This is a genomic window from Micromonospora sp. WMMD754, assembly GCF_049315235.1.
Taxonomy (GTDB): domain Bacteria; phylum Actinomycetota; class Actinomycetes; order Mycobacteriales; family Micromonosporaceae; genus Micromonospora; species Micromonospora sediminicola.
The window spans coordinates 1698295-1722007 of the sequence record NZ_CP186058.1 but is presented as its reverse complement, the minus strand read 5'-3'; the positions used below and the strand labels follow the sequence as shown (position 1 = coordinate 1722007).

The following is a 23713-nucleotide window of genomic DNA, read 5'->3' as shown; positions in this document are numbered from 1 at the left end:
CTGGCGATCAGGTCGTCACCACGCGGACATGTCGGGGAGTTGGTCGATGGAGATGGTCCTCGGGTTGGCCATCGCGGTGCGCCACAGCCCGGCCACGTCCTTGCCGCTGCCGTTCCAGTCACGCGAGGCCCAGACCACGAAGTACGGCCACGCCGGGTCGGAGTTCGGGTTGAGCGGGCTGAACGTCTCCGCCACACCGGTGGTCTTGGCGCCGCTGACCGCCTTGGTGGTGGCGAAGTCGGAGGCGCTCTGGAAGTAGTCGGAGGTGACCAGGTCGACGTAGCCGTCGCCCGGGTACCAGGACGCCAGCGAGGTGCCCTGGCCGCTGGCCATGCCGTTGAACACCCAGACGATGTTGTGCGCGCCGGCGAGCTGGGCCCGCTGGTAGATCAGCCGCCAGAGCTGCTTGTAGGCGTCCTGACCCTTCTTCGCCCACCACATGTAGTTGTTGTTCGCCTCGTGCAGCGGGCGGAACAGCACCGGCACCCCGGCGTCACCCATCTTCTTCAGCTCGCGGACCACCAGGTCGATGTCCTGGTAGAGCTTCGACGACGGGTTGTTCAGGTCGGGCTGGAAGTCGCAGGGCGCGGAGTAGTTGCCGCCGCGCGGGCAGTACCAGTGCCACTGGAACGCGACGATGCCGTTGCGCGACCTCGCCCAGTCGATGACCTGCTGGGTCTGGATGCTGCCCCGGGTGTACTCCATGAAGTCGAACGCCACCATCGCCGGGTAGCGGCCGGTCAGCTGCTGCACCCGGTCCGCGTCCGGCAGGTCGGTCTGACCGCTGACGTAGGTGTGCGTCCGCAGGTAGCAGATCAGGTTGCGGGCCTTCGAGTTCGCCTGCGGGTCGGCCGGCGCCTGGCCGCAGTCCGGGCCGGGCGGGGCGGGCGGCTTCACCGCGTAGACCTCGAACTCGTAGAGCGAGTAGCCCCAGGCGGTGCCGCGTGCGGTGCCGGACATCCGGACGTACCGGCCGCTGGCCCCGGCGGGCGTGACGTCGTCGGTGCCGCCGTCGCCCGTCGTGGTGCTGAACACCGGGGTCCAGGTGGCGCCGTTCGTCGAGGTCTGGATCTGGTACGCCCTGCCGTACGCCGCCTCCCAGCGCAGCCGCACGGTGGTGATCGGGTACGTGGCGCCGAGGTCCACCTGGATCCACTGCGGGTCGGCGTAGAGGCTGGACCAGCGGGTGCCGCCGTTGCCGTCGACCGCCTGGCCGGCGACGTTCGGGCTCTCCGTCGACGAGACGGCGACCGGCCGGTTCAGCGCGAGGTTGCCGGTGGGGGTGGTGGTCGGGTCCGGGTCCACCGTCGGGCTCGGGCTCGGGCTGCCGGTGGGGCTGGGCGTGGGGCTGCCGGTCGGGCTCGGCGGCGCGGTGTCGCCGCAGGCCGCGCCGTTGAGCGTGAACGCGGTCGGGGTCGGGTTCGACCCGGTGTAGGTGACGTTGAAGCCGAAGCTGACCGTGCCGCCCGCCGGAACGCTCGCGTTGTAGGAGACGTTCGTGGCGGTGGCGTCCGCGCCGGACTGCGTCTTCGTCGCGTTCCACATGTCGCCGATCACCTGGTTGCCGGGGAACGCCCAGCCCAGCGTCCAGCCGTTCACGGCGGCCCCGGTGTTGGTGATCGTGACGTTGGTGGTGGCACCGCCGCCCCAGTCGTTGGTGACCTGCCAGGTCACCGAGCAGGCGCCGGCGGCGGCCTGGGCGGGTGGCGTGGTGACGAGGGCGGTGGCCAGCGCGGTGACGGCTGCGGCCGCCCCGGCCAGACACGCCCGCGTGCGGGTGCGCTGGTTCATGAGGAACTCCCGTACGGGTGGTGGGTGCGGGGGAGTCCTCGTCGCCCGGACGGGCCGGACCGTCGGTTGCCCTCCCGGCGGTCGACCCGGCGAAGATATCAACGATGGTCTTCTTAACCGGTTAACTTTGTCAATGCCCAGTCGAACACTCGTCGAACGGGAGGCCTTGTGAACCGGTCAAGGGTCGCTGGTCGGTGGGCCGGACGGCATCACGGCGGCGGGAACGACGAAGGGCCGGCACCCGAGGTGCCGGCCCTTCGTCGACGGCGGAGGATACGAGATTCGAACTCGTGAGGGTGTGAACCCAACACGCTTTCCAAGCGTGCGCCCTAGGCCTCTAGGCGAATCCTCCGCGAGCCAGGATACAGGTCCCCCGACGGCGGGCCACCCCACCCTCCCGGAAGATCCACACGGCGTCGGGTAGGCTGGTCCCACCTCCCGTGCGGCGGTATCTCGTGAACCTCCCCAGGGCCGGAAGGCAGCAAGGATAAGCGAGCTCTGCCGGGTGCACGGGAGGCCTTTCTGTCTCCGGGTCCCGGTAACGTCGCCTCGGGTCGAGTCACGGGGTGGTGGGTGGTCACCCGGGGCCGACCGGCGCAGAATGGCTCGGTCGAGAGGAGGCGGGACGGGTGGCACTGGCCCTTTACCGCAAGTACCGGCCGCGCACCTTCGCCGAGATGATCGGCCAGGAGCAGGTCACCGAGCCGCTGTCCCAGGCGTTGCGCAGCGGTCGGCTCAACCACGCGTACCTCTTCTCCGGCCCCCGCGGCTGCGGCAAGACCTCCAGCGCCCGGATCCTGGCCCGCTCGCTCAACTGTGAGCAGGGCCCCACCCCCGAGCCGTGCGGGCAGTGCGACTCGTGCCGCGGGCTGGCCCCCGACGGCGGCGGGTCGATCGACGTCATCGAGATCGACGCGGCCAGCCACGGCGGTGTCGACGACGCCCGCGAGCTGCGCGAGAAGGCGTTCTTCGCGCCGGCCCGCAGTCGCTTCAAGATCTACATCATCGACGAGGCGCACATGGTCTCGTCGGCCGGCTTCAACGCCCTGCTCAAGCTGGTCGAGGAGCCGCCGGAATACGTCAAGTTCATCTTCGCCACCACCGAGCCGGAGAAGGTCCTCGGCACGATCAGGTCGCGGACGCACCACTACCCGTTCCGGCTCTACCCGCCGAAGGTGGTCCGGCCCTACCTGGAGCAGCTCTGCGAGGCGGAGGGGGTGACCGTCGAGCCGGCGGTCTTCCCCCTGGTGGTGCGCGCCGGTGGCGGCAGCATGCGGGACAGCCTCTCCGTGCTCGACCAGCTCATCGCCGGCGCCGGTCCGGAGGGGGTCGGCTACGCCCGGGCCGCCGCGCTGCTCGGCGTCACCGACTCCGCGCTGATCGACGAGATGTGCGACGCGCTCGCCGCCGGGGACGGCGCGGCCGCGTACGCCACCGTCGACCGGGTCGCCGAGGCCGGCCACGACTCGCGCCGGTTCGCCACCGACCTCCTGGAGCGGCTGCGCGACCTGATCGTGCTCCAGCAGGTGCCGGACGCCGCCGCCAAGGGCCTCATCGACGGCCCGGCCGACCAGATCGAGCGGATGGCCGCGCAGGCCCAACGGCTCGGCCCGGCCACGCTGTCCCGCTGCGCCGACATCGTGCACAACGGCCTGGTCGAGATGCGCGGCACCACCGCGCCCCGGCTGCTGCTGGAGCTGATCTGCGCCCGGATGCTCCTGCCCGGCGTCGACGACTCGTCCGGCGGCCTGCTCCAGCGCCTGGAGCGGATGGAGCGCCGGCTCACCCTGGGCGGCGCCGAGCCGGCCGCCGCGCACGCCACCGGAACCCCGGAGGTACGCCCGGCGACGCCCGCCCCGGGCGCGGCTGCCGCCGCGGTCCACCCGGAGACCGCCGGCACGCCGGCGGCTGCCGACGCCCCGACCGGTGCGGCCGCCGCCCGCGCCGCCGCCCTGGCCGCCGGCTCCCCCCGTGGTGCCGCCGCGGGCGGTGCCGCGCCCGGCGCCTCCGGTGCCGCAGCCGGTGCCCCGGCTGCCGAAGCCGCATCCGGTGGCCCGACGGCCGATGCCCCGGCCGCCCCGGCCCGCCGCCCGGTGCCGCCCTCGGCGGTGATGCCCGACCCGGCCACCCCCGAGCCGCCCCGCCCGGGCGCGGCGAACCCCGGCGCGCTGGACGCGGTCGCGGTGCGCCGGGTCTGGCCGGAGGTGGTCGGCAAGGTCAACCGGAGCAACAAGCGGATCGCCGCGCTGATGCGTGACGCGGTGGTGCGTGACCTGGACGGCGACACGCTGGTGCTGACCGTGAAGTCGACGGTGCTGGCGAAGATGATGGCCGACCACGCCGCCGTGCTCACCGACGCGCTCTACGAGGAGTTGGGCGGTCGCTGGCAGATCCGGTGCGAGGTGGCCGGCGAGCGGGGCGCGTCCTCGCTGGGCGGCCCGTCCCGCCCGTCCGGCGCGAGCCGCGCCCCCGCCGAGGCCGTCCCGGCCCCGGCCACCTCCGGTCCGGATGACGCCGCCCGCCGGCGCCCCGACTCCGGGACGCCGGACGCCGCCGACGGGCGTCCGGGCCCGGGTGGCCCGCACGGTGCCGGTGGGCGCCCCGACTCCGGTGGGCCCGACGGTGCCGACGGCCGTCCGGACTCCGGAAACGGCGGGGCCGCGCCTTCGGCGTCCGGCCCGGGTGGGGCCGCACCGGCCGGCTCGACCGGTGACTCGGGCACCCGGTCCGCGCACGGCAACCGCGCCGACGACCACGGCAACCGCGTCGGTGGGCCGGCGGGTCCGGGCGGCGGCCGCTCCGGCACCGGGGCCGCGCCGGCCGGCGGGTCGACCCGGGCGTCGGCGGGTGCGCCGGCCGCCGGAAAGCAGGACGACGAGGAGGACTGGCCGGAGCCGGTGCGACCCGGTGGCGCCACCAATCCGGTGCGTACCCCCGCCGCGACGCCCGCCGTCGACGGGGAGGACTGGCCGGCGGCGGCCCGTCCGGGCGGGTCGACGGCGACCGCGGCGACCGCGACCGCCGCTCCGGCCGTACCGAAGCCGGCCGCGCCCCCGGCGGCGCCGGCGGGCGGCGGTGGGCCGAAGAACAGCGCCATCGCGGCGGCCCGCGCGGCCGCGGCGGCCGCGGCGGCCGGCGGTGGGCCCGGCAAGGGGACGCGGGCCGCGCAGCCGGCGCGGAAGACCGCAGACGCGGAGTGGGCCGGTGAGCCGCCCTACGACCCGGACTTCGACGGGCCGGTCCGGGGTGGTCGGGCGCCGGCGGCCGCGGCACCGGCGTACGAGGGCTTCGACCCGGGCGACGAGCCGCTGGACGAGGTGATCGACGAGCGGACCGCCCGGCAGTCCAGCGAGGAGCAGGCGGTGCAGCTGCTGCGCGAGACGTTCGGGGCCGAGAAGATCAACGAGGTGGACGCGCGCTGAGCGCGGGTCGACCCGGAGGAGCGGTGCCGTGGCCCGACTAGGCTGGGCGCGGCCGAGCAGACGAGTGCGAGAAGGAGCGGTCCGTGCGCCCAGGTGGACAGCCGAACATGCAGCAGATGCTGAAGCAGGCGCAGAAGATGCAGCAGCAGATCGCCAAGGCCCAGGCCGAGTTGGCCGAGGCGGAGTTGGAGGGCACCGCGGGCGGTGGCCTGGTCACCGCCACCGTCGCCGGCACCGGTGAGCTGAAGGCGATCAAGATCGACCCGAAGGCGGTCGACCCGGAGGACGTGGAGACCCTGGAGGACCTGGTCGTCGCGGCCGTGCACAACGCCGCCGAGGCGGCCCGCGAGCTGACCGAGAAGAAGATGGGCCCGGTCGCGGGTGGGATGGGCGGCCTCGGCCTGCCCGGGTTCTGAGCCGGCAGATGTACGAAGGTGCCATCCAGGACCTGATCGACGAGCTGGGCCGGTTGCCGGGCGTGGGCCCGAAGAGCGCCCAGCGGATCGCGTTCCATGTGCTGTCGGCGGATCCGGCCGACGTCAACCGGCTGGCCGGCGCGCTGCGCAAGGTCAAGGACCTGGTCCGGTTCTGCACGACCTGCTACAACGTGGCCGAGTCCGAGCAGTGCCGGATCTGCCGCGACCCCCGGCGCACCGACGAGGTGCTCTGCGTGGTCGAGGAGCCGAAGGACGTGGTGGCGATCGAGCGGACCGGCGAGTTCCGCGGCCGCTACCACGTGCTCGGTGGCGCGATCAATCCGCTGGAGGGCATCGGCCCGGACAACCTGCGGATCCGTGAGCTGATGACCCGTCTCGGCAGCGGCGCGGTCCGCGAGCTGATCCTCGCCACGGACCCGAACACCGAGGGCGAGGCGACGGCGACCTACCTGGCGCTGATGGTCAAGCCGATGGGGATCGCGGTGACCCGGCTGGCCAGTGGCCTGCCGGTCGGCGGCGACCTGGAGTACGCCGACGAGATCACGCTGGGTCGTGCCTTCGAGGGCCGTCGAGCGGTCTGAGAACCGTCGTGTCGCCTCCGGCGGGTGCCCTGCGGGGTGCCCGCCGGCGGTGTCTCCGGACCGGATCTCCGACGTTCGTCGATCTGACAGGTACGAGCCTCCGGGACCGGATCGACGTAACAAATTCGGCCCTTCGGCCGACGAACATTAGGTGAACAGCAGCGATACCCTTCGAATCGAATGCCTCGCTGCGGAAAAGACACGATCCGATACCAACCCGCCCCCCTGGCGTTTCCGCATGCTCCGCCCTGGGGCTAAGGTCACCGCACATCGGTGACCCCTGTCACCACGTTGTCCGTACCCCCAAGGACGAGGTGAAGCACCATGCGTGCACCCAGGCCGAAGGCCGCGATCGCGGCCGTCGCGGTCGCGGCCCTCGCGGTAGCAGGCTGCGCCGAGAGCGACCGCGACAGTGGCTCCGGAGGTAGCAAGAAGGACACCCTCGTCTTCGGCGTCGCCGGAGACCCGAAGGTGCTCGACCCCAGCTTCGCCAGCGACGGTGAGTCGCTGCGCGTGGCCCGCCAGGTCTTCGAGACCCTGGTCCGCCCCGAGGAGGGTGGCACCAAGGTGACGCCGGGCCTCGCCGAGTCCTGGACCCCGGACGCGGCGGGCACGACCTGGACCTTCAAGCTCCGCTCGGGCGTCAAGTTCCACGACGGCTCCGACTTCAACGCGGAAGCCGTCTGCTACAACTTCAACCGCTGGTACAACGCCAAGGGCCTCATGCAGAGCCCGGACGTGACCGCGTACTGGCAGGACGTCATGGGCGGGTTCGCCAAGAACGAGAACCCGGACCTGCCGCCGAGCCTCTTCAAGTCCTGCACCGCCAAGGACGCCACCACCGTCGACCTGGCGTTCAACCGGGTCTCCAGCAAGATCCCGGCCGCGCTGATGCTGCCGTCGTTCTCGATCCAGAGCCCGAAGGCGCTGGAGCAGTACGACGCCAGCAACGTCACCGGCACCGCCGAGGACATCAAGTACCCGTCGTACGCGATGGAGCACCCGACCGGCACCGGGCCGTTCAAGTTCAAGTCGTGGGACGTCGCCAACAAGACGCTCACCATCGAGCGCAACGACGACTACTACGGCGACAAGGCCAAGCTGAAGACCATCATCTTCAAGACCATCTCCGACGAGAACGCCCGCAAGCAGGCGCTCCGCTCGGGTGACATCCAGGGCTACGACCTGGTCGGTCCGGCGGACGTGGAGCCGCTGAAGAAGGAGGGCTTCAACGTCCTCACCCGCCCGGCCTTCAACATCCTCTACCTGGCGATCAACCAGAAGGGGAACCCGAAGCTGGCCGACATCAAGGTCCGGCAGGCCATCGCGTACGCGTTGAACCGGCAGGCGCTCGTCGACTCGAAGCTGCCCCCGGGCGCCAAGGTCGCGATGAACTTCTTCCCGGACACCGTCGAGGGCTGGAACGGCGACGTCACCAAGTACGACTACAACCCGGAGAAGGCCAAGCAGCTGCTGGCCGAGGCCGGCGCGACGAACCTGACGCTGAAGTTCCACTACCCGACCGAGGTCACCCGGCCGTACATGCCGAACCCGAAGGACATCTTCGAGCTGCTCTCGGCGGACCTCAAGGCGGTCGGCATCAACGTCCAGGCCATCCCGCTCAAGTGGAGCCCGGACTACCTCAACGCCACCACCTCCGGCAGCAAGCACGACCTGCACTTCCTCGGCTGGACCGGTGACTACGGCGACGCGTACAACTTCATCGGCACCTTCTTCGACCGGCCGAAGGACGAGTGGGGCTTCAACAACCCCGCGCTCTTCGCCCAGTTCAAGGACGCCGACACCACCGCCGACGCGGCGGCTCGGACGGAGAAGTACAAGGCCCTCAACAAGGCGATCATGGACTTCCTGCCGGGTGTGCCGATCTCGCACTCCCCGCCGGCGATCGTGTTCGGCAAGGACGTGACCGGGATCAAGGCGAGCCCGCTCACCGACGAGCGGTACGCGACCGCAGAGTTCAAGTGATCTGAAGGCACTGACGCGGGCGGGCGCTGTGACCACGGCGCCCGCCCGCACCCCTCCGCACCCCCTCCGAGGCGCCCGTGTTCCGGTTCATCGTCAGACGCCTGCTACAGCTGATACCCACGCTGTTCGGGCTCTCCGTCCTGCTGTTCATCTGGCTCCACCGACTTCCCGGCGGGCCCGAGACCGCGATCCTCGGTGAACGGGGCACGCCCGAGACGCGCGCCGCCATCCGGCGCAACCTCGGCCTCGACGAGCCGATCCTGGTCCAGTACGCCCGCTTCCTGCGGCGGATGATCCGGCTCGACCTGGGCACCTCGACCGGTACGAAGCGAGCGGTCACCACGGAGTTCGTGGAACGGTTCCCCGGCACCGTCGAGCTGACGATCATGGCCATGATCCTCGCGGTCGGCATCGGCATCCCGCTCGGCTACCTGGCCGCCCGCCGGCGCGGCCGGTTCCTCGACCACGCCTCCGTCGGCGGGTCGCTGATCGGCATCTGCATCCCGGTCTTCTTCCTGGCGTACGTGCTCAAGGCGATCTTCGCGGAGAACCTGGGCTGGTTCCCGTCCAGCGGCCGGCAGGACCCGACCATCGGGGCGACCCGGGTCACCAACTTCTTCGTCCTCGACGGGCTGATGACCCGCGAGTGGGACGCCGCCGCCGACGCGCTCTGGCACCTCGTGCTGCCGGGCATCGCGCTGGCCAGCATCCCGCTCGCGATCATCGTCCGGATCACCCGGGCCAGCGTGCTGGAGGTGCTCAACGAGGACTTCGTGCGGACCGCCGAGGCCAAGGGCCTGACCGAGCGGACCGTCCGCCGGCGGCACGTGCTGCGCAACGCCATGCTGCCGGTGGCCACCTCGATCGGTCTGCAGACCGGTCTCCTGCTCTCCGGCGCGGTGCTCACCGAGACCGTGTTCGCGTTCAGCGGCATCGGCGCGTTCGTCGCGGAGTCGATCAGTCAGCGGGACTATCCGGTGCTGATGGGCTTCATCATGATCATTGCGGTGGTGTACGTGCTGGTGAATCTCCTGGTCGACCTCTCCTACAGCGTGATCGACCCGAGGGTGAGGGTGCGATGACCATCACCACAGGCAAGAAGCGCGAGAAGATCGACCGGCTCGCCGAGCTGGCCGCCCGCGACGACGAGCAGGGGGTGAGCCTCTGGAAGGAGGCGTTCCGCCGGCTCCGGCGCAACCCGGCCGCCGTCATCGGCGTGGTGATCCTGGCGGTCTTCGTCCTGGTCGCCGTCGTCGGTCCGTTCCTCGTCCCGTACAGCCCGACGGACTCCATCGGCATCCGCGAGGGGCTGGTCAAGTCCGGCCAGGGCATCATCCCGGGTGCCTCCGCCGACCACTGGCTCGGCTTCGACCACCAGGGTCGGGACGAGTTCAGCCGGCTGATCGTCGGTGCCCGGCAGACGCTGCTGGTCGGCGTGGTCTCCACCCTGATCGGCCTCGCGGTCGGCGCGTTCATCGGTGGCGTCGCCGGCGCCGCGGCCGGCCTCGGCGGGCGCTGGGGACGCTGGATCGACACCACCCTGATGCGCTTCATCGACATGCTGCTGGCCATGCCGAGCCTGCTCCTCGCGGTGAGCATCGCGGCGCTGCTCGGCGCCAGCCTGACCACCGTGATGATCGCGGTCGGCGTGGTGTCGGTGCCGATCTTCGCCCGGCTGCTGCGCGGCTCGATGATCGCGCAGGCCAACAGCGACTACGTGCTGGCCGCGACGTCGCTGGGGGTGAAGCGGTCGAAGATCGCCCTCACCCACGTGGTGCCGAACTCGATCGCCCCGGTCATCGTGCAGGCGACCCTGACGTTGGCCACCGCGATCATCGAGGCGGCCGCGCTGTCCTTCCTCGGCCTCGGCAACCCCGACTCGGCCATTCCGGAGTGGGGCGTCATGCTCGCCGACGCGCAGCCCTACCTGGGCATCCGCCCCGGGCTGGCGGTCTATCCGGCGCTCGGCATCATCATCACCGCGCTCGGATTCACCCTGCTCGGTGAGGCGATGCGCGAGGCCCTCGACCCGAAGCTGCGGAAGTAGGTCAGTCAGTCATGGCACTGCTCGAAGTGGACGACCTCTCCGTCACGTTCGCCCGGCGCGGGCAGCGCACCGTGCACGCGGTGGACGGGGTGTCCTTCTCGGTCGACGCCGGTGAGGTCGTCGGCCTGGTCGGTGAGTCCGGCTGCGGCAAGAGCGTCACGTCGCTGGCCATCATGGGCCTGCTGCCCAAGCAGCCGGGCCTGCGGGTCGGCGGCAAGGCGGTCTTCGACGGCACCGACCTGATCCAGCTCGACGACCGGTCCCGCCGCGACATCCGCGGCCGGGACGTCGCGATGATCTTCCAGGACCCGCTCTCCTCGCTGAACCCGGTCATCCCGATCGGGCTCCAGGTGACCGAGGTGCTCACCCGGCACCGGGGAATGAAGGGCGAGGCGGCCACCAAGGAGGCCGCCGAGCTGCTCGACCGGGTCGGCATCCCGGACCCGCGCCGCCGGCTCAAGGAGTATCCGCACCAGCTCTCCGGCGGCATGCGGCAGCGCGCGTTGATCGCCATGGCGGTCGCCTGCCAGCCCCGGCTGCTGATCGCCGACGAGCCGACCACCGCGCTGGACGTCACCATCCAGGCGCAGATCCTGGAACTGCTCAAGGACCTGGTCCGCGACTCGGGCACCGCGCTCGTGATGATCACGCACGACCTCGGCGTGGTGGCCGGCATGTGCGACACCATCAACGTCCTCTACGCCGGTCGGGTGGTGGAGACGGCCACCCGCCGTCCGCTGTTCCGCCAGCCCCGGCACCCGTACACCGAGGGTCTGCTCGGTTCCGTGCCCCGCCTGGACGCCGGCCGGGGCGAACGGCTGAACCCCATCCCCGGCTCGGTACGCGACCTGCTGCCCTGGCCGGACGGCTGCGCGTTCGCCCCGCGCTGCCCGCGCCGGGTCGACGACTGCGTGGGCGAGCCGCCGGAGCTGGTGATCGCCCACGACGGGCGGGGCTACCGGTGCGTCAACCCGGTGCCGGTGCCCGGCCTGACCCCCGGTGCGGACGTCGCGGCCACCGTGCCGACCGAGGCCGCGCCCGGCGCGGTGCCGGCCCAGGCCGAACCCGCCGACCCGCCGGCCGTGCCGGGCTTCGGACCGGCCGCGCGCGAGGAGGAGACACCCCATGAGTGACAACGAGATCCTCGTCGAGGTCCGCGACCTGAAGGTGCACTTCCCGATCCGCCGGGGGCTGCTGTTCGACCGGACCGTCGGGCACGTCAAGGCGGTCGACGGCGTCGACCTGAGCATCCCGCGCGGGAAGACGTACGGCCTGGTCGGCGAGTCGGGCTGCGGCAAGTCCACGCTCGGTCGGGCGCTGCTCCAGCTCACCCCGCCGACCGGCGGCGAGGTGACGTTCGACGGCGTCGAGCTGACCACGCTGCCCGCCGGCAAGCTGCGGTCGATGCGACGCCGGATGCAGATGATCTTCCAGGACCCGATGTCCAGCCTGGACCCCCGGCAGAACGTCGAGTCGATCCTCACCGAGGGCCTCCAGACGCACGGCATCGGCGCCGACCGCGCCGATCGGCGGCGGATCATCGGCGAGACGCTGGACGCGGTGGGCCTGCCGAAGTGGGCCCTCTCCCGCTACCCGCACGAGTTCTCCGGCGGCCAGCGGCAGCGCATCGGCATCGCCCGGGCGCTGGTCCTCGGGCCGGAGCTGATCGTCGCCGACGAACCGGTCTCCGCGCTGGACGTGTCGATCCAGGCCCAGGTGGTCAACCTGCTGGACGAACTCCAGGAGAGCCTCGGCCTGACCTACCTGGTGATCGCGCACGACCTGGCCGTGGTGCGGCACATCTCCGACATGGTCGGCGTGATGTACCTGGGCGCGCTGGTCGAGGAGGCGCCGAGCGAGCGGCTCTACACCGAGCCGCTGCACCCGTACACCCGGGCGCTGATGTCGGCCGTGCCGGTCCCGGACCCGGACGTCGAGGACCGGCGGGAGCGGATCCTGCTCGCCGGAGACCTGCCGTCGCCGGCCAACCCGCCGTCGGGCTGCCGGTTCCACACCCGCTGCCCCTGGGCCCAGCCGACCCGGTGCGCCGACGAACGCCCCGAACTGCGGCCGATCGGCGGAAGCCGGGTGGCCTGCCACTGGGCCGAGCAGATCGCCGCCGGCGAGCTGCGCCCGCACGAGGTGACCGCGACGATCAGCCGGCCCGAGGGCGAGGGCGAAGAGCCGGGCGTGGTCTCCGCGCCCAGCGAGCCCGGCTCGTACGTCTGAGCGCGCGGCGGCGCGTCCCCACCCGGACCCGGACGGGGACGCGCCGCCGGCTCAGCCCTCGGGGCGGTTGAGCAGGCCCACCGCGATCGTGTGCACCGCGTCCACCGCGGCCGGGTCGGCCAGCGGGGCGCTGCCGCCGGTCACCGCATACCACTCGTCGGCGTCCTTGTACTGCACCCGCAGCGTCACCCGGCCGTCGGCGTGCTCGGTGCGCAGGGTCAGCTCGCCGGTCACCACGCCGACCTCGTCGGTCATCACCCCACCCGGACCGGCGGTGATGTCGGCCGTCCGGGCGGCCGGCCCGGCCGGGGCGCCCCCGGTCGGCGCGCCCGGAACCGCGTCGGCGGACATGCCCGCCCCGGAGACGTCGGCGGGCTCCGGCTGCCGACCGTCAGCCGTCATCCCGGCCGAGGCCGGGCCGGTCGCGGTGGTGTCACCGGCCGCCGCGGCGTCCTCGCCGGTGGCGTCCGGCGTCCTCTCCGGCGCCGGTGTGCCACCCGCCCCGGTCACGGCTTGCTCGCCCATGTGCAGCCCTCCAGCATGTCGGTGAGGGCGGCCTTCTCGGCACTGGTCACCGTCAGCCGCCAGTAGTGCTTGACCGTCACCCAGTCCGCCGCGTACTGGCACCAGTACGACCGGTTCGCCGGCTTCCACTGGGACGGGTCCTGGTCACCCTTTGCCCGGTTGGAGCGCAGAGAAACCGCGATGAGCTGCGGCCGGGTCTGGTCGTTGGCGAAGTCACCGCGCTTCGAGTCCTCCCACTCGTCCGCGCCGGAACGCCACGCGTTGGCCAGCGGCACGATGTGGTCGATGTCCACGTCCGAGGGGTCGGTCAGCACCACCCCGTCGTAGACGCTCTCCCACCGCCCGCCGACCACGTTGCAGCCGGAGAGCTTGATGCCCTCGCCGTCGCGCTGCAGCACGGTGTCCCGGACGTCGCAGTTCTTGCCGGTGTCCCGCCAGTGCGGGAAGCGGGAGCGGCTGTAACCCTTCATCGACCCCGCGGCGGCCACGGTCAGCTCGCCGAGCTGCTGGTTCACGTTCCCGGCGGCGCTCGGTGGCGCGTCCGGCTCGGTGACGGAGGGGTCACAACCGGCCGCGCCGAGGGCGAGCACCGCGGCGAGCGCGGCGGTCAGCCCGGCTCGGAATCCTGATCTCGTACGCACAGACGACACCTCTCCAGCTTGCGGGCTCCGGGCGAGTCCGCACAGTACCCGGCGGCGGTTTCCGTGATTCGTGGCGTCGAGGGTGGAGCGCCGGGCAGAGTGGATAGCCGTGACCGCACCCGCTCCCGCACTGCGTACCGGCTCGGCCGCCGGGCGTGGCACCCTGCTCGCCGCGATCCTCGCCTCCGGCATGGTGTTCCTGGACAGCACCGTGGTCAACGTCGCGCTGCCGCGTCTCGGCGCGGAGCTGGACGCCACGGTGGCCGGTCTCCAGTGGACCGTCAACGGCTACCTGCTGATGCTGGCCGCGTTCGTGCTGCTCGGCGGCGCGCTGGGCGACCGGTTCGGCCGGCGACGGGTCTTCCTGATCGGGGTGGCCTGGTTCGCCGTCGCGTCGGTGCTCTGCGGGCTGGCCCAGGGCACCGGCTGGCTCGTCGCCGCCCGGTTCCTCCAGGGCGCGGGCGGGGCGCTGCTCACCCCCGGCTCGCTCTCCGTGCTCCAGGCCAGCTTCCATCCCGACGACCGGGGCAAGGCGATCGGCACCTGGTCCGGCCTGTCCGGTGTGTCCACCGCACTCGGGCCGCTGCTCGGCGGCTGGCTGATCGACACGCTCTCCTGGCGGTGGATCTTCTTCGTCAACCTGCCACTGGCCGTCGGCGTGGTGCTCGCCGCGATGCGCTGGGTGCCGGAGAGCCGGGACGAGGCGGTCTCGCGAACCGGGGGAGGGCGGGGGTTCGACGTGGCCGGCGCGCTGCTCGGCGCGCTGGCGCTCGGCGGCGTCACGTACGCGCTGATCGACGCCCCGGCGCAGGGCGCCTCCCCGGCGGTGCTGGCCGCCGCCGTGGTCGGGGTGGTCGCGGTGGTGGTGTTCGTGCTCGTCGAGCGGCGGCGCGGAGACACCGCGATGCTGCCCACCGGGCTGTTCTCCAGCCGGCTCTTCTCGGTGCTCAACGTCTTCACCGTGGTGGTGTACGCGGCGCTCGGCGGGTTCACCTTCTTTCTCGCCGTCTACCTGCAGAACGTGGTCGGCTGGTCGGCGCTGCTCACCGGCCTGGCCACGGTGCCGATGACGCTGCTGCTGCTGGTCGGCTCGCCCCGGGCGGGCGCGTTGTCCGCGCGGATCGGCCCCCGGCTGCCGCTCACCGTCGGTCCGGTGGTCGCCGCGGCGGGCCTGCTGCTGCTGCGCCGGGTCGGGCCGGGCGCCTCGTACTGGGTGGACGTGCTGCCCGGCGTGGCGCTGTTCGGCGCCGGGCTCACGCTGGTGGTCGCCCCGCTCACCACCTCGGTGCTCGGCGCCGTGGCGGACCGGTTCGCCGGGGTGGCGAGCGGCTTCAACAACGCCGCCTCCCGCGCCGGCGGCCTGCTCGCGGTGGCCGCGTTGCCGCTGCTGGTCGGACTCTCCGGGACCGGGTACGAGCAGAAGGGCGCGTTGGCCGACGCGTACCGGGGGGCGATGGCGTGGTGCGCGGGGCTGCTGCTGGGCGGCGCCCTGCTCGCCGTGGTGCTCATCCACCGCCCGGTGAAAGGAAGGGCCCCCTCTTAACGCCTCCGGTAGAGGAGGGGCCCCTTGTTAACACCGACGCCCGAAGGGTGCGGGGGTGTTAAGAAGGGCCCCTTCCTCTGCACGAGGCGTTAAGAAGGGGCCCTTCCTTTCACCTCAGGAGCGGGTGCGGTTGACGGCGCTGGTGACCGCCTTGATCGAGGCGGTGACGATGTTGGCGTCCACCCCGACACCCCACACCGTGCGGCCGTCCACCTCGCACTCCACGTACGCGGCGGCCTGCGCGTCACCGCCGGAGGACAGCGCGTGCTCGTGGTAGTCGAGCACGCGTACCGCCACGCCCAGCGACTGCAACGCGTTGACGTACGCGTCGATCGGGCCGTTGCCGACGGCGGTGAGCGGCCGGGTCTCGCCGTCGACGCCGACCCGGGCGTCGATCTCGACCTTGCCGTCGACGGTGCCGATGGTGTAGCCGGCCAGCGTGACCGCCGGGTCGACCTGGTGGTCGACCAGGTAGTTGCGGGCGAAGATCTCCCACATGGTGCCCGGCTCGACCTCGCCGCCGTCGTGGTCGGTGACCTCCTGGACCACGCCGGAGAACTCGATCTGGAGGCGGCGCGGCAGGTCGAGCTGGTGCTCGCTCTTCATGATGTACGCGACGCCGCCCTTGCCGGACTGCGAGTTGACCCGGATGACCGCCTCGTAGGTGCGGCCCAGGTCCTTCGGGTCGATCGGCAGGTAGGGCACGGCCCAGGTGAACTCGTCCACCGGCACTCCGGCCGCCGCCGCGTCGGCGTGCAGCGCGGCGAAGCCCTTGTTGATCGCGTCCTGGTGGGAGCCGGAGAACGCGGTGTAGACCAGGTCGCCCGCGTACGGGTGGCGCTCGTGCACCGGCAGCTGGTTGCAGTATTCGACGGCGCGCTTGACCTCGTCGATGTTCGAGAAGTCGATCATCGGGTCGATGCCCTGGGAGAACATGTTCAGGCCGAGCGTCACCAGGTCGACGTTGCCGGTGCGCTCGCCGTTGCCGAACAGGCAGCCCTCGATCCGGTCGGCGCCGGCCAGCAGGCCCAGCTCGGCGGCGGCCACGCCGGTGCCCCGGTCGTTGTGCGGGTGCAGGCTCAGCGACAGGCTGTCCCGCCGGGGCAGGTGCCGGTGCATCCACTCGATCGAGTCGGCGTAGACGTTGGGCATCGCCATCTCGACGGTGGCCGGCAGGTTGACGATGAGCTTCCGGTCCGGGGTGGGGTCGACGACCTCGATCACCGCCGCGCAGACCTCCAGCGCGTACTCCAGTTCGGTGCCGGTGTAGGACTCCGGCGAGTACTCGTAGTGGATGTCGGTGTCCGGGGTGTGGATCTCCGCGTACTTCTGGCAGAGCCGCGCGCCCTGGGTGGCGATGTCGGTGATGCCGTCGCGGTCCAGGCCGAAGACCACCCGGCGCTGCAGCGTCGAGGTCGAGTTGTAGAAGTGCACGATGGCCCGGCGGGCGCCGCGCAGCGACTCGAAGGTCCGCTCGATCAGGTGCTCCCGGCACTGGGTCAGCACCTGGATCGTGACGTCCTCGGGGATCAGGTCCTGCTCGATCAGCTGGCGCACGAAGTCGTAGTCGGTCTGGCTGGCCGACGGGAAGCCGACCTCGATCTCCTTGTAGCCCATCTGCACCAGGAGCTGGAACATCCGGCGTTTGCGCTCCGGCGACATCGGGTCGATCAGCGCCTGGTTGCCGTCGCGGAGGTCCACCGCGCACCAGCGGGGCGCGGTCTCGACGCGGCGGGTGGGCCAGGCGCGGTCGGGCAGGTCGACCCGGAACTGCCGGTCGTACGGGAGGTAACGGTGGACCGGCATCCGGCTGGGCCGCTGGCGGGCGAACGGATCGGTCTCGGTGACAGGTTGAGCCATCTCGGAGTGCTCCCTGGAACATGTGGCGTCAGCAGATCGGACGGTGTCGGCGAGATGCCGGGCGACGGTGCGCGGCGATGCCGAGAAGAAGATCGGATGTGCTGGACGGCGCGGTTCAACTCCGCGACGAGGTGCCGGCCGGTCAGGCCTCGTCGCGGCAGCCAAGGAGAAGGTACGCCTGCCACATGACAGGGTCACCCTACGTGGTGGGACGGGTGGTGGGAAGGCTGGTCCGGACTATGGGACCGGAGTCACCGCTTCGGTGGATTCCGGCACTCCACCCAGCCGGGGCGTCCGCTCCGCCCAGGCCACCGCCGGCACGATCGCCGACCCGACCAGCACGAAGATCGCCGCCGTCGGATACCAGCCCCAGCCGCCGGTCGTCACACCGAGCGCGGTCAGCCCCGCCGGGGCGATCAGGAACTGGAGCTGCGAGCCGAGGCCGAACGCGCCCACGTACGCGCCGCGCTGGGCGGCCGGCGGCAGCGTGGCGGTGAGCCCCCAGGTGCCCGCCGACTCGATCAGTTCGGCCAGGATGAGCAGCGTCGCGGCGGCCACCAGCGCCACCACCGTGAGCCAGCCCCGGGTCTGCGCCGAGATCGGCAGGACCACGCAGAACAGGGCGATCAGCAGCGCGCCCCGGCGGGAGGCCCGGGCCGCGCCCGACGCGGTGTCCGCGCCCCGGCTGGCCCGCACCTGCAGCAGCACGATCAGGACCGTGTTGAGCAGCACCAGCGCGGCGATGAGCGTCTTCGGCGCGTCGGTGTGGGTGAGGATCCACAGCGGCATCACGGTGAGATAGAGCGTCTGGTGCGCGGTGAGCAGCCCGGACAGCAGCGAGACGGTCATGAACGGGCGGTCCCGCAGCACCGCCAGCCGACTCATCGGCTCGGTCGGCCGGGTCACCTCCGGCAGCCGGGGGAGCCGGTTCACGAAGCCGGCGGTCACCAGGAAGACCACGGAGATGAACCAGACCATGCCCCGGTACGCCCAGATCGTGTCGACGGCCAGCACCAGGCCGCTGATCAGCGCGCCCAGCCCGAAGCCGACGTTGAGCGAGGACCGCTGGTAGGCCATCGCGGTGACCCGTTCCTCCGGGCGCAACACGTTGATCGAGTAGACCTGGCGGGCCACCCCGGTCGCCGCACCGGTGATGGCCAACGCGAGCACCACGGCGAGGAATCCGGCGAAGCCAGTGACGAACGGGTACGTCGCGAACAGCGCCGCGTCGAGTAGCAGGCAGACGATCCACACCCGCTGCGGGCCGTACCGGTCGGTGAGGCCGCCCAGCGGCACGGTGCCGAGCAGCGTCGCCCCGGCGGCCAGCGAGAGACCGAGGCCGACCTGGGCCGGGCTCAGCCCCAGCGCCCGGGTGAAGAAGACCGCGCTGCCGGCCTGGAACAGACCGTGGCCGACGGCGAACACCATGGCCTGCACGGCCAGGGCGCGGGTCAGCCCGGCCGGCGGTACGACGTGTCGGACAGCGGTGCGGATGTTCTCTCTGGCCCCCATGACCATTGAGCCAACCGTGTCCCCCACGCTCCGGTCGAGCCTTTTAGTCTGGGTCGAATCCTGCATCCGGGGGTGTGCGTGTCCGAGTTGCGGTTCAGCCTGGCCGATGTGGCGGGCGTGCGGTTCGCCGTGTCGCCGGCCAACGAGACGGTGATGAGCATGTGGGCGCTGGCCGATCCGGTCCGCTACGCGGTGCACCTGCCGTGGATCGACCGGGCCCGGGTGACGCTGCGCCGCCCGGAGGTGGCCGTGCGGGTCCGCCCGCTGGTGGAGCTGACCGGGCCGCGCCGCTGGCTGCCCGACTTCCTCACCCCGGCGGCCCGGCCGGACGCGGGAATGGTCGAGCAACTCGACCAGATCGCGGCGACGCCGCCGGCAGTGGTGGTCCAGGATCTGCTGGCGACCACCCCGAGACGGCCGCTGAGTCCGTTCGGGGAGGCGCTGCTGGCCGATCCGCGCGGGCTGCTGCCGCAGCTCGTCGACGCGGTCCGTGTCTGGCACGACGAGGCGATCGCCCCGGACTGGCCCCGGATGCGGGCGCTGCTCGACGCCGACGTGACCCATCGGGCCACCCAGCTCGCCGAGGGTGGCGCGGGCCGGCTGTTCGAGCAGATCCACCCGAGCCTGCGCTGGCTCGGCGACCGGGTGGTCAGTGACGACCCGTTCGAGCGCGACTTCGACCTGCGTGGCCGGGGGCTGGCGCTGAACCCGGGCGTGTTCACCGACCGGCGGGTGCTGTGGAACCTGCTGGAGGACTCGCTGCCCGCCGGGTCGTACCCGGTGCGGGCGGTTGGGACGCTCTGGGAGCGGGCCCCGGCGTCACCGGGCGACCCGCTGGCCCGGGTGGTCGGTGCCGGCCGGGCCGCGCTGCTGCACCTGCTCGACTCGGCGGTGACCACGACCGACCTGGCCCGGCTGACCGGGATGTCGGCGGGAAACGTCTCCCAGCACCTCACCGCGCTGCACGCGGCCGGGCTGGTCGCCCGCTGCCGGGTCGGGCGGCACGTGCTCTATCGCAACACCGACGTCGGGGCGGCTCTGCTCCGAGCCCCGCGCGGCGTCTGACCCGGCATCGCCGGCCGCCGGCGCCACGACGGTCGATCGTCCGAGGCTCAGCGCAGCAGCAGGGCGGGCAGGGGGCGCCGGCGGCGCAGCGCGGTCTCCCGGGCGTAGAGGTCGGGCGGGAGTGTGGCCGGGTCGCCGAGGCGGCCGACGGCGACCACCACCAGCGGCCGGACGTCGTCGGGCAGGTCCAGCTCGGTGGCGAGGCGGGGCCGGTCGAGCCGGGTGAGCTGGCGTACGTGCAGGCCCAGCGCGGTGGCCTGCACGGTGAGGTGGGCGACCGCCTGGCCCAGGTCGTACGCGCTCCGCTCGGGGTCGTCACCGGCGTGCGCGGCGAGCAGCAGGGCGGCGGCGTGCCGGGCCCAGCCCTGGTCGGCATCGGGCAGGCCGACCAGGATGCGCTTCCAGGTCTCGTCCTGCCGGTGTCCGAGCGCGAACCGCCACGGCTGGGCGTTGCCCGCGGAGGGGGCCCACCGGGCGGCCTCCAGCAGGGTGGCCTCCTCGTCGGTGCTCAGCCGCGCGTCGGGGTCGAAGGCGCGCGGGCTCCACCGGAAGGCGAGCAGCGGGGTCAGGTCGGCCATGGGGACAGACTTCCCGAGGGGTGTGTCATCGGGCCGCCCCGGGGTCGCCAGATGTGGTCAAGGGCACCCGTAACGGACAAAGCGCTACGACGTTGTCGGCTCCGGCGCGTCCCGGCCGACCGGTTCGCCGTCGCCCACCGCGCCGGCCAGCTCCACCGTCGCCGGCGCGGGGCCCGGCTCACCGGTCAGCGTGAGCATGCCGAACGCGGCGCGGACCGCCACCGGGGTGCCGTCCTCCCGGTAGCAGTAGATGCCGACGTCCAGCGGGGCGTTCATCGAGGCCGAGGTCGAGTCGACGGCGTAGCACCTGCCGGTGACGCCGGTCGGCGCGTCGGCGGGGGAGACCGCCAGCGGGGCCCGCCGGTCGGTGAGCACCTCCAGCCAGTCGGTGAACGGGTGCTGCACCCGGGGGTCCAGCCGGCGGGGCACCGCGTCGTCGGCGTCGCCGAGACGTGCGCAGGAGGCCGGCTCCGCCCGGCCGGCGGAGGGGAGGGCGCACTGGAACAGCCCGTCGGAGGTGGCGGCGAGCGAGACGTCCACCGTGCCGTCGTGCGCCCAGCCGGGCACGTCGACCCGCCAGCTGCCGTCGTCGGCGCTGGTCACCGCGACGGCGCGGGGAGTGCCGCCGGTGGGGGTGAAGGCGTAGGTGGCGGTGAAGTGTCGGTCCTGCGCGGCGGCGGCCACCCCGGCCAGCTCGTCGCGGGCGGCGTCGACCTGCACCGGGACCGGGTCGGCGCCGCCCGTCGGGGTCACCGCCGGCGGGTCGGCCCCGCATCCGGCCAGCACCGTCGGCAGGAGGAGCGCGAGTACGCCGGTCCGCCTCGGAACCGCGCGTCGATGAGCGTGCACCGGCCCATTCTGCTGGCTGGTGGTGGCCCGGGTCAGCCCACCGTACGGCTGTACCGCTTGGCGTGTCCGTGGTCCGCGGGGCTGGTGAGCCGCCCCACGCCGGGGCCGGATGGTGGGATCACCCGACCCGGCGTCGTGGCCCGCCCGATACCCTGAGGAGGTCTGACACACGCCGCCGGACGAAACGCCCGGCGGCGTCGGCACGCTCAGGGTCGTCGCTGGGAGGGAGTGCACCGTCGTGGCACTCGTGGTGCAGAAGTACGGCGGGTCCTCCGTCGCCAACGCCGAGCGGATCAAGCGGGTGGCCGAGCGCATCGTGGCGGCCCGCAAGGCGGGCGACGACGTGGTCGTGGTGGTCTCCGCCATGGGCGACACCACCGACGAGCTGCTCGACCTGGCCAACCAGGTCAGCCCGTTGCCGCCGGGCCGCGAGCTGGACATGCTACTCACCGCCGGGGAGCGGATCTCCATGGCGTTGCTCGCCATGGCCATCCACAACCTGGGGTACGAGGCCCGCTCGTTCACCGGTTCCCAGGCCGGCGTGATCACCACCTCGGTGCACGGCCGGGCCCGGATCATCGACGTGACCCCGGGGCGGCTCAAGGGCGCGCTGGACGAGGGCGCGGTGGTCATCGTCGCCGGTTTCCAGGGCGTCTCGCAGGACACCAAGGACGTCACCACGCTCGGCCGGGGCGGCTCCGACACCACCGCCGTGGCGCTCGCCGCCGCGCTGCACGCCGACGTCTGCGAGATCTACACCGACGTGGACGGCATCTTCTCCGCCGACCCGCGGATCGTGCCGAACGCCCGGCACATCAAGCAGATCACCTACGAGGAGATGCTGGAGCTGGCCGCCTGCGGCGCGAAGGTGCTGCACCTGCGCAGCGTCGAGTACGCCCGGCGCGCGGGCTTGCCGATCCACGTCCGTTCGTCATACTCGACCAACACCGGCACGATGGTCACCGGATCGATGGAGGACCTTCCTGTGGAACAGGCACTGATCACCGGGGTCGCCCACGACCGCAGCGAGGCGAAGATCACCATCGTCGGCGTGCCGGACGAGCCGGGCGCCGCCGCGCGGATCTTCGACACCGTGGCCGGCGCCGAGATCAACATCGACATGATCGTGCAGAACGTGTCCACCGAGGGCACCGGCCGCACCGACATCTCGTTCACGCTGCCCAAGGCGGACGGCCCGACCGCGATGGCCGCGCTCAGCAAGATCCAGGAGTCGGTCAAGTTCAAGGGCCTGCTCTACGACGACCACGTCGGCAAGGTCTCGCTGATCGGCGCCGGCATGCGCTCGCACCCGGGTGTCGCCGCCGGGTTCTTCGCCGCGCTCGGCACCGCCGGGGTGAACATCGAGATGATCTCCACCTCGGAGATCCGGGTCTCCGTGGTCTGCCGGGACACCGACCTCGACAAGGCGGTCCGGGCCATCCACGACGCCTTCGAGCTGGGTGGTGACACCGAAGCCGTCGTCTACGCCGGCACCGGGCGGTAGCGCGGATGGCGTCGTTACCCACCCTCGCCGTGGTCGGGGCGACAGGTGCCGTCGGCACGGTGATGTGCCAGATCCTCTCCTCCCGCCGCAACGTGTGGGGCGAGATCCGGTTGCTCGCCTCCGAGCGGTCGGCCGGTCGCCGCATCCTGTGCCGAGGTGAGGAGCTGACCGTCCAGGCGCTCACCGCCGACGCGTTCGACGGTGTCGACGTGGCGATGTTCGACGTGCCGGACGACGTGGCGGCCGAGTGGGCGCCGGTCGCGGTGGCGCGCGGCGCGGTGGTGGTGGACAACTCCGGCGCGTTCCGGATGGACCGGGACGTGCCGCTGGTGGTCCCCGAGATCAACCCCGAGCAGGTGCGCAACCGGCCGAAGGGGATCATCGCCAACGCCAACTGCACCACCCTGGCCATGATCGTGGCGATCGCCCCGCTGCACCGCGAGTACGGCCTGCGCGAGCTGGTCCTCGCCTCGTACCAGGCGGTGTCCGGGGCGGGGCAGGCCGGGGTGGACGCGCTGCACCTCCAGCTCGGCAAGATCGCCGGGGACCGGGTGCTCGGGTCCCGCGCCGGCGACGTGCGCCAGGCGGTCGGCGACGAGCTGGGCCCGTTCCCGGCGCCGTTGGCGCTGAACGTGGTGCCGTGGGCCGGCTCGCTGGCCGACGGCGGCTGGTCCTCCGAGGAGATGAAGCTCCGCAACGAGTCGCGCAAGATCCTCGGGCTGCCCGACCTGAAGATCTCCGCCACCTGCGTCCGGGTGCCCGTGGTGACCGGTCACTCGGTCGCCGTGCACGCGGTCTTCGCCACCGAGGTGGACGCCGAGGGTGCCCGCGAGGTGCTGCGCAACGCGCCGGGCGTGATCCTGGTCGACGACCCGGCGGCCGGGGAGTTCCCGATGCCGATCGACGCGGTCGGCACCGACCCGTCCTGGGTCGGCCGCATTCGCCGCGCCGTGGACGACCCCAGAGCACTCGACCTCTTCGTGACGGGCGACAACCTCCGCAAGGGCGCCGCCCTCAACACCGCCCAGATCGCCGAACTCCTCGCCAAGGCCCTCACCCCCTGACCTCCTGACCTCCTGACCTGCCCCCGCTTCCTGCGCGATCTTGCACTTCGTGCCCGGGCATCATGGACATATGCCGCGC

General features: G+C 72.3%; 19 protein-coding genes, 1 tRNA gene and 1 other RNA gene. 13 read left to right on the top strand and 8 right to left on the bottom strand.

Annotated elements, in window-relative coordinates; translation table 11 throughout:
- Positions 1–15: 15 nt before the first annotated feature.
- A complete protein-coding gene (locus tag ACN27B_RS08140; RefSeq protein ID WP_422744201.1) occupies positions 16–1791 on the bottom strand; it encodes a glycosyl hydrolase in 1776 nt (591 codons plus the stop codon).
- Between the two features lie 267 nt (positions 1792–2058).
- A tRNA-Ser gene (locus ACN27B_RS08135) sits at positions 2059–2143 on the bottom strand.
- An 80-nt stretch (positions 2144–2223) separates the two neighbouring features.
- Here ACN27B_RS08135 and ffs point away from each other — a divergent pair.
- The 9 genes from ffs (at position 2224) to ACN27B_RS08090 (ending at position 12493) form a co-directional block, all read left to right on the top strand.
- Positions 2224–2313: signal recognition particle sRNA small type (ffs, locus tag ACN27B_RS08130), an RNA gene on the top strand.
- 107 nt (positions 2314–2420) lie between these two features.
- On the top strand, positions 2421–5213 hold the full coding sequence (locus ACN27B_RS08125) for a DNA polymerase III subunit gamma and tau (protein ID WP_422744199.1): 2793 nt from the start codon (positions 2421–2423) through the stop codon (positions 5211–5213).
- A 107-nt stretch (positions 5214–5320) separates the two neighbouring features.
- Positions 5321–5629 carry a YbaB/EbfC family nucleoid-associated protein gene (locus ACN27B_RS08120; RefSeq protein ID WP_216642399.1) on the top strand — a complete coding sequence of 103 codons (309 nt, stop codon included), beginning with the start codon at positions 5321–5323 and terminating at the stop codon, positions 5627–5629.
- Between the two features lie 8 nt (positions 5630–5637).
- Complete coding sequence (gene recR, locus ACN27B_RS08115; RefSeq protein WP_091568414.1) at positions 5638–6231, top strand: recombination mediator RecR; 594 nt, start codon at positions 5638–5640, stop codon at positions 6229–6231.
- Between the two features lie 324 nt (positions 6232–6555).
- Complete coding sequence (locus tag ACN27B_RS08110; protein WP_099163332.1) at positions 6556–8217, top strand: ABC transporter substrate-binding protein; 1662 nt, start codon at positions 6556–6558, stop codon at positions 8215–8217.
- A 77-nt stretch (positions 8218–8294) separates the two neighbouring features.
- The gene (locus ACN27B_RS08105) at positions 8295–9299 is read left to right on the top strand and encodes an ABC transporter permease (RefSeq protein WP_091568422.1); all 1005 of its coding nucleotides are present in this window, start codon (positions 8295–8297) and stop codon (positions 9297–9299) included.
- Positions 9296–10264, top strand: coding sequence for an ABC transporter permease (locus ACN27B_RS08100; protein WP_099163333.1), 969 nt, complete (start codon positions 9296–9298; stop codon positions 10262–10264). The genes ACN27B_RS08105 and ACN27B_RS08100 overlap by 4 nt, the downstream gene beginning before the upstream one ends.
- A gap of 11 nt (positions 10265–10275) precedes the next feature.
- A complete protein-coding gene (locus tag ACN27B_RS08095) occupies positions 10276–11397 on the top strand; it encodes an ABC transporter ATP-binding protein (RefSeq protein ID WP_099163334.1) in 1122 nt (373 codons plus the stop codon).
- Positions 11390–12493 (top strand): ABC transporter ATP-binding protein, encoded by a 1104-nt coding sequence (locus tag ACN27B_RS08090; RefSeq protein WP_422744195.1) that lies wholly within the window; start codon positions 11390–11392, stop codon positions 12491–12493. The genes ACN27B_RS08095 and ACN27B_RS08090 overlap by 8 nt, the downstream gene beginning before the upstream one ends.
- Before the next feature lie 51 nt (positions 12494–12544).
- On the opposite strand, the gene ACN27B_RS08085 is transcribed toward ACN27B_RS08090, so the two are convergent.
- Positions 12545–13018 carry a hypothetical protein gene (locus ACN27B_RS08085; protein ID WP_099163336.1) on the bottom strand — a complete coding sequence of 158 codons (474 nt, stop codon included), beginning with the start codon at positions 13016–13018 and terminating at the stop codon, positions 12545–12547.
- Positions 13000–13659: an HNH endonuclease family protein gene (locus ACN27B_RS08080; RefSeq protein WP_091568442.1), complete on the bottom strand. Its 660-nt coding sequence runs from the start codon at positions 13657–13659 to the stop codon at positions 13000–13002. Before ACN27B_RS08080 ends, ACN27B_RS08085 begins: the two co-directional genes overlap by 19 nt.
- A 109-nt stretch (positions 13660–13768) precedes the next feature.
- On the opposite strand from ACN27B_RS08080, the gene ACN27B_RS08075 reads away from it, so the two are divergent.
- Positions 13769–15202, top strand: coding sequence for an MFS transporter (locus ACN27B_RS08075; protein WP_091568446.1), 1434 nt, complete (start codon positions 13769–13771; stop codon positions 15200–15202).
- A 114-nt stretch (positions 15203–15316) separates the two neighbouring features.
- On the opposite strand, the gene leuA is transcribed toward ACN27B_RS08075, so the two are convergent.
- Both leuA and ACN27B_RS08065 read right to left on the bottom strand, forming a co-directional pair.
- Positions 15317–17062 (bottom strand): 2-isopropylmalate synthase, encoded by a 1746-nt coding sequence (gene leuA, locus ACN27B_RS08070; protein WP_422744192.1) that lies wholly within the window; start codon positions 17060–17062, stop codon positions 15317–15319.
- A 237-nt stretch (positions 17063–17299) separates the two neighbouring features.
- A complete protein-coding gene (locus ACN27B_RS08065; RefSeq protein ID WP_157779167.1) occupies positions 17300–18574 on the bottom strand; it encodes an MFS transporter in 1275 nt (424 codons plus the stop codon).
- 78 nt (positions 18575–18652) lie between these two features.
- Here ACN27B_RS08065 and ACN27B_RS08060 point away from each other — a divergent pair, with 78 nt between their 5' ends.
- Positions 18653–19639 (top strand): MarR family transcriptional regulator, encoded by a 987-nt coding sequence (locus ACN27B_RS08060; RefSeq protein ID WP_422744189.1) that lies wholly within the window; start codon positions 18653–18655, stop codon positions 19637–19639.
- Between the two features lie 47 nt (positions 19640–19686).
- On the opposite strand, the gene ACN27B_RS08055 is transcribed toward ACN27B_RS08060, so the two are convergent.
- Together ACN27B_RS08055 and ACN27B_RS08050 are read right to left on the bottom strand one after the other, a co-directional pair.
- Positions 19687–20217 carry a nitroreductase family protein gene (locus ACN27B_RS08055; protein ID WP_099163340.1) on the bottom strand — a complete coding sequence of 177 codons (531 nt, stop codon included), beginning with the start codon at positions 20215–20217 and terminating at the stop codon, positions 19687–19689.
- 84 nt (positions 20218–20301) lie between these two features.
- Positions 20302–21066, bottom strand: a complete 765-nt coding sequence (locus ACN27B_RS08050; RefSeq protein WP_099163341.1) for a hypothetical protein — start codon at positions 21064–21066, stop codon at positions 20302–20304.
- A gap of 238 nt (positions 21067–21304) precedes the next feature.
- Between ACN27B_RS08050 and ACN27B_RS08045 the strand changes: the two genes are divergently transcribed.
- On the top strand, positions 21305–22570 hold the full coding sequence (locus tag ACN27B_RS08045; protein ID WP_091568473.1) for an aspartate kinase: 1266 nt from the start codon (positions 21305–21307) through the stop codon (positions 22568–22570).
- 5 nt (positions 22571–22575) lie between these two features.
- On the top strand, positions 22576–23634 hold the full coding sequence (locus ACN27B_RS08040) for an aspartate-semialdehyde dehydrogenase (protein ID WP_091568476.1): 1059 nt from the start codon (positions 22576–22578) through the stop codon (positions 23632–23634).
- Positions 23635–23713 lie beyond the last annotated feature (79 nt).